Source organism: Streptomyces sp. SID5910 (genome assembly GCF_009862125.1).
Taxonomy (GTDB): Bacteria; Actinomycetota; Actinomycetes; order Streptomycetales; family Streptomycetaceae; genus Streptomyces.
This window is the reverse complement of sequence record NZ_WWHX01000134.1, coordinates 1-6,158: the sequence shown is the minus strand read 5'-3', so window position 1 is coordinate 6,158 and position 6,158 is coordinate 1. Positions and strand designations below refer to the sequence as shown.

7 protein-coding genes are annotated in these 6,158 nt (G+C 73.5%); all 7 read right to left on the bottom strand.

Annotated elements, in window-relative coordinates; translation table 11 throughout:
• The coding region (locus GTW67_RS04905; protein WP_161163564.1) for a hypothetical protein at positions 1 to 294 on the bottom strand (294 nt) is incomplete at its 3' end.
• 46 nt (positions 295 to 340) lie between these two features.
• Entirely contained in the window at positions 341 to 1,804 is a 1,464-nt protein-coding gene (locus GTW67_RS04900; protein WP_161163563.1) for a hypothetical protein, read from the bottom strand.
• Positions 1,785 to 2,273, bottom strand: a complete 489-nt coding sequence (locus tag GTW67_RS04895; protein WP_161163562.1) for a hypothetical protein — start codon at positions 2,271 to 2,273, stop codon at positions 1,785 to 1,787. Before GTW67_RS04895 ends, GTW67_RS04900 begins: the two co-directional genes overlap by 20 nt.
• Positions 2,273 to 2,701, bottom strand: a complete 429-nt coding sequence (locus tag GTW67_RS04890; RefSeq protein WP_161163561.1) for a hypothetical protein — start codon at positions 2,699 to 2,701, stop codon at positions 2,273 to 2,275. Before GTW67_RS04890 ends, GTW67_RS04895 begins: the two co-directional genes overlap by 1 nt.
• On the bottom strand, positions 2,682 to 4,463 hold the full coding sequence (locus tag GTW67_RS04885) for a ThiF family adenylyltransferase (protein WP_161163560.1): 1,782 nt from the start codon (positions 4,461 to 4,463) through the stop codon (positions 2,682 to 2,684). The genes GTW67_RS04890 and GTW67_RS04885 overlap by 20 nt, the downstream gene beginning before the upstream one ends.
• Positions 4,453 to 4,722: a hypothetical protein gene (locus GTW67_RS04880; protein WP_161163559.1), complete on the bottom strand. Its 270-nt coding sequence runs from the start codon at positions 4,720 to 4,722 to the stop codon at positions 4,453 to 4,455. The genes GTW67_RS04885 and GTW67_RS04880 overlap by 11 nt, the downstream gene beginning before the upstream one ends.
• A gap of 496 nt (positions 4,723 to 5,218) precedes the next feature.
• Positions 5,219 to 6,158, bottom strand: a 940-nt coding sequence (locus GTW67_RS04875) for a M20/M25/M40 family metallo-hydrolase (RefSeq protein WP_161163558.1), incomplete at its 5' end; no start/stop codon positions are given.

Sequence of the window (6,158 nt, the reverse complement as noted above, 5' to 3'; positions counted from 1 at the left end):
TGTGGGCGCGTACGGGCCGATCCGGGTCTCCTCCACGGCCTTCAGGGTGTCGTTCACGCCCTCGACGACCGCGGTGTCGAAGGAGCAGCGGACCGGGGTGGCGATCTGCTGCGGCGGGAACACCGCGGCGGTGATCTCGACCCGGCCCGCGGACCGCTTCCCGACGAGCACGCCGCCGCGCTCCGCGGGGAAGCGGGCGAAGTACGCGAGCAGGGTGGCGCCCCATTCCCGGTCGAGGGCTATGTCGTCTCCGGCGTGGTCCGGCATCTTTCCGCGGCGCGGTGACCTCGGCATCGTTCGTCCCTCGGGTGCTGGGGTGCGGGCGGTGAGTGCCGCGCGGTCATGTCCGGTACGGTTCCGCGCCGACGAGCACGAGGGGCAGGGGCCCGCCCGTCCTGCGGTAGCGCTCCAGCAGGGCGTCCCGGATGGCCCCGGCCGTCCCGGCGGGCAGTACGCCGTCGACCAGGCCGATGGGCAGGGCCTTGCCCCGCTCGTCGAACACGCCGACGCGGTCACCGAGTTCGTCCTTGGTGACGTCGACGACCACGGGACGGAACTCGGGGTCGAGCGCCCGCCACTTCGCGGAGGTGTCGTGGTCGGTGGAGGAGAGGAACACGGACAGGCCGGGGTGGGTGTGCAGCCAGGTGATGCGGACGGCGTCGCGGTGGTCGGGGGCGAGGGAGTCCAGCGCGTCACGGACCCGCTCGACCTCCAGTACGGAGAACTCGCAGCGCACCGCGTTGGCCCACGTCTGCTGCGGCAGTACGGCGCCGACGATGGTCCACATGCCGTCGGCGGTCCGGGCGGTGAGGGCGACGCCGCCCTGTTCCTGCCGGCGCTCGGCGGGTTCGGTGAGCGCCTCGGCGAGGTTGCGCCACAGCTCGGCGTCGATGCCGACCTCGGGGCGGCGCGCGGGCCGGCGGGCTTCGGGGTCCTCGTCGGGGGCCGGTCCGTCGGCGGTGACGAGCGGGGCCGGGTCGGCGGCGTGCGGTGGCTGCGCTGCGGCGGTGGGGAGGGGGCGCGGTTCCGCGCGGGTCGCGCCGTCGTCGGGGTCCTCCCCCGGCCGGCCGGGGTCCTCCTCGGGGCCACCGGAGCCAGCCGCCGGGCCGCCGGAGTTGGCCGCTGGGCCACCGAAGCCGGCCGCCGGGCCGCCCGGCTCTTCCGTCGCCGCGTCGGAGTGCCGCACGGGTTCGTGGGAGGCCGGACCTGGCTCAAGGCCGGCTGAGGTCGCTTCCCCAGGGTCGGAAACCAAGCCGGCTGCGCCCACTTCCCCCGGACCGGACACTGGGCCGGCGTGGCTCGCTTCCCCCGGACCGGGCACTGGGCCGACTCGGGTCGATTCCCCCGGGCCCGGCACCGGGCCGGCTGATGCCGCCGCCGCGCTGCCCGAGCCGGCCGTCCCCGACGGGTCACCCGACTCGCGGCCCGACCGGAGCAGGACGCCCGCCTGGATCAGGGCGACCACGGGAATGACGGCCCAGACGCCCGCGGAGTCGCCGCGGTGCAGCAGGGCCACCGACAGGACGGCGAGCGCCGCGCAGGGCAGCGCGGCCGCCGCCAGGGCGGTGTTCGGGCCGGGCCGGGTGCGGCGGCCGCCCGGCGGACGTCCGGCGAGCCATTCGGAGGAGGCGAGCCAGGCCGTCACGGTGGCCGCGAGTCCGACGACCGCCGCGCGGCAGCCGCTCGGCACGTCCCAGCCGACGGACAGGAGGTAGGAGGAGAGGAAGAAGGCGGGGCCGAGAAGGGCGAGCGGCAGGACGAGCCGCAGGCTCGGCGCGCCGTGCTCAACGTGCCGGACTGTCATGATTCTCCGTGTTCAGAAGCTGTTTGACGTATTCGAGCGCGGCGCCGAGGGTCCGCTGGGACGGCCGGGCGTCCGCCCATGCCTCGGCGTAGGTGAACCAGCACAGGTGCGGCAGTCGCAGGCCCAGCGGCGGGCACCAGGCGGCCTCCCCGTCGGAGCGCCAGACGTTCACGTGCCGGATCTGCGCGTCCTCCGGTGCGGTGATCCACACGTCGGGCAGCCGCCGGTGCAACGCGCCGACGTCCATGACCAGTTGGTAGTCGCGCCGGACCCGGGAACCGCCGCCGACGACACCCCGGACGCGGGTGCCGACCGCGGTCACGTCGGGCTGGCCGCCCGGCGTCTGTGTGGCGAACAGGGCGCGCCAGCGTGCCACGAGGAGCGCGCCCTGCCGGGTCTCGCGGGCCAGTACGCGCAGGCCCGGGTACTCGGAGCGCAGTGCGCGCACCTCCTCCTCGGTGACCGGCATCAGCGTGCCCGGCTGTTCATGTTGGTCTCGGCGAGGACCTGACGCGCCGCCTCCAGGAAGTTGGACAGGGAGCGGTTGGCCCGGGGGATGTGCTGCCACGCCGAGCCGGTCGTGCCCCAGCACAGCAGGGGCAGTACGGAGTGGGTGAAGGGACAGGTCTCCCGGGCCCGGAAGACGTTGACGTGCTGGATGGCGTCGTCCGACGGGGAGAACACCCACACGGCCGGCAGTTCCTCCCGCAGCCGGCTCACGTCGATGAGCAGGCGGTAGTCCTGCGGCCGTTCGCGCAGTCCGCCGTTCTGGGAGCCGAGGATGCCGCGCAGCGTGACCGCGACGCTCGTGACCCAGGCGTCCTGATCCGTCGCGAGCGGTTCGAGGTCGAAGAACTGGGCCTTGGCCTCCAGGAACTCATGCGGGGGTACGGCCACGGTCGTGCTCCTTGTCGTTCGTGCCGGGCAGCGGGTCGCCCAGGTGGGCCGGACACTCGGAGATGTCCCGCTCCCCGGCCCGGTGTCCGGTGAGGGAGGCGCCGGCTCCGTCCCAGACGTGGAAGCGCCCGATGCGGTCCCCGGCCCCGGCCAGGGTGGCGAGGAGCGCGGCGGCCTGGGCGGCGCCGACGACCGCGGCGCTGGTGACGAGGGACTGGATCGGCACCCCGTCGACGACGTCCGTGCAGGAGCGCCGTACCGGGTCGTCGGCGATCGACGTGCCGAGCCAGCAGACCAGGCACATGCTGGAGGTGCCGGGGTCGCACACGTGCACCCTGCCGGTCAGGCCGTCCACCGCTCCGTTGACTAGGGGCAGCTTGTGCCGCTCGGTGAGGACGTTGAGCGTCCAGCGGGTCTGCTGGTTGTCCGGGCAGGACAGCACCGCCGCGGCCCCGTGCAGGGCCTCTTCGAGACGCGTACGCAGGCGGGCGGTCTCCAGCACTCGGGCGTGCAGCTCCGGGGCTCCGGCGAGTGCGGCGGTGTTGATCCGGGCGGGTGCGGTGAGCAGTTCGGGGCCGATCATCGTCGCCAGGGCCTCCACCTGGAGCTCCGGGTCGATCTCCCGCAGCCGGGTGGCGGTGCGTTCGGCCTTGGCGGCGCCGATGTCGCCGTCGCGGAAGAGGATCTGCCGGTTGAGGTTGTGGCGTTCGACCCGGTCGTCCATGTCGACCACGGTCAGGTGTCCCACGGCGCCGCTCGCGGCCAGGACGCCCGCGGCCCAGCCGCCGAGTGCTCCCGCGCCGCACATCACGACGCGGGCGTCGCGGCCCGGCGCCGGTCCCCAGTTCTCCGGCAGCCGGCCGCCGTCCGCGGGGAGCACGCCGTCCAGCGGGGACCAGAAGCACACCGGTGTGCGCCGCGGCGGCTTGCGCGCGGGGACGACCGCCAGCGGCGAACGCGTCCCGCCCGGGTCCCGCACGACGACGGACGCGAGGACGTGGTCCTCGTCGACCACGGTCGTCACCCGTGGCCGCACGGCGAGGCCGTCCAGCTGCACGGTGAAGGCGCGCGACTGCGCGTCGGTGGCCACCCGCTCCAGCACGCCTTGCAGATGGGGCTGGGGGTTGCCGGCGCTCATCAGGCGTTCGGTGGCGGTCCCGATGCCGGGCGCGTGCACCGTGAGCCGTTCCTCGGCCCACTGGGAGACCACCGCGGGGCCGTCCACGAGGGCGCCCAGTTCCCCGAGCGCCGCCTGGGCCAGCAGCCCTCCGCAGACCGCGCCGAGCGCGGCGGTCAGCAGCCCGGAGTCCTCCGCCGCGTCCGGGAGGGGGTCGGGGCCGACCCGGACGGCGGCGGGCAGGATCTGTCCCCACACGTCCACCGCGCACCGGGCGGCGACCTCCTCCGTCTCGGCGGCCCGTGGCACGGCGAGGACCAGTTCGCGGCCGGCACCCGGTGTGTCGTCGCCGACCACGCGGACCGTGGGGTTCAGCTCCTGGGCCCGCAGGGCGAGGGCCTGGTCCAGGGGCTCGCCCAGGTCGTCGGGGCGCAGCAGGAACTGGTGGGCGAGGTCGGTGTCTTGGACCGGGCGGCCCATGCCGACGAGCCTGACGCACCCGTGCCGGCTGCCCACGCCCAGCAGCGTCAGGCACTGGATCAGGTAGGGCAGTGCCGTCCCGGTGCCGAGGACGGCGATCCGCGCGTCGGCGACGAGGTCCTGGGCGACCAGTCCGCTCTGCCGGGCGTAGCGCTCAACCGGCATGGTGGTGACCGCCGTTGTCCCCGCGCCCGCCGACGACACCGTCGCCGGGCAGGCCCACGGACAGGACGGTGTTGGCGTACTCCTCCACCGGCCGTTCGTCGACGACCTGTCCGTTCTTGTCCCGCACGCTGAAGTTGCTGCCCGCCGCGATGAACCCGCTGTTGTCGACGGCCTGACGCACCGTCTGGCCCGGCTGGATGTTGATGTCCTGGCGCGCGTTGGAGATCGCGTTGCGCAGGGTAACCGTCGTCGTGCTCATGGAGATCTCTTTCTCTGTGTGGAGATCGGCGGCGAGGCACGAAGGCACGAAGGCGGCGGAATTGCGGCAGGGCAGCTGTCACCGGCGGCGCGGCACACGACACAGACGTGCGCGCATACGCGGTAAAAGACGATGTTCCCCCGCCGAAGACTCCCCCGAATCCGGCCAGACCCCCCTGTCACCCCTCGGGCAGCCAGTATGAACCGGCCACAGCGGCCTCGTGAAGACAATGCGGAAAATATGTCGGCACCCTCCGCTTCGACCACTCGGAACTCGATCAGCTTTTCGAGAATGCGTCCCACAGGGCGAATGAATAGGACGGGTGTTCCAGTGTTTTCCGTCGACGGGTACGGAAATGGTGCCGGTGCGCGTCGAGCGGCAGAAGTTGTTCACGGGAATTACGTGCCGGCGAGGGCGAGATCCAGCCCCGGACGGGGAACGGCCCGGCCCCCGCTGTGTCGCGGGGGCCGGGCCGGTTGGGGCGTCGGTGTGGTGGTCAGCAGTCCTGCCAGAGGCGGGTCATCACCCGTACCCCGAAGCGCAGTCCCTCCAGCGGCACCCGCTCGTCCACGCCGTGGAAGAGGCGGCCGTAGTCCAGGTCGGCCGGCAGCTTGAGGCCCTTGAAGCCGAAGCAGCGGACGCCGAGCTGGGTGAAGGCCTTGGCGTCGGTGCCGCCCGGGTTGCAGTACGGCACCGGGTGGCCGTCGGGGTCCTCGGCGCGCACCGCGGCGCACATGGCGTCGACGAGCGGGCCGTCGAAGCTCGTCTCCATCGCGATGTCGTGGTTGACCCACTCCCGGGACACCGACGGCAGCAGCAGCGCGTCGATCGTGTCGATCAGCTCCTGCTCGTGGCCGGGCAGGAAGCGGCCGTCGACGCGCGCGGTGGCCTTCCCCGGAATGACGTTGGTCTGGTAGCCGGCCGTGAACATCGTCGGGTTGGCCGAGTTGCGGAGCACGACCTGCATGAAGTCGGCGACGTGCCCCAGCTTGGCCAGCTCCGCGTCCAGGTCCTCGGCGTCGAAGTCGATGTCGACGCCCTGGAGGCGGGCCGCCTCGGCGAGCAGCGCGCGCACCGGCTCGATCAGGCGCACGGGGAAGGTGTGCCGGCCGATGCGGGTGAGGGACTCGGCGAGGTCGGTGACGGCGTTCTCGTCGTTCGGGGAGGAGCCGTGCCCGGCGCGGCCGGTGGCGGTCAGCTCCATCCAGGCCATGCCGCGCTGGGCGTTCTCGATCGGGTACAGGCGCCGGGTGTCGTCCAGGGCGTAGCTGAAGCCGCCGCCCTCGCCGATCGCCTCGGTGACGCCGGCGAACAGCTCGGGCCGGTGCTCGACCAGCCAGTGGGCGCCGAACTTGCCGCCCGCCTCCTCGTCGGCGAGGAAGGCGAGGACGATCTCGCGGGCGGGCCGGGTGCCGGTGCGGGCGAAGTGGCGGGCG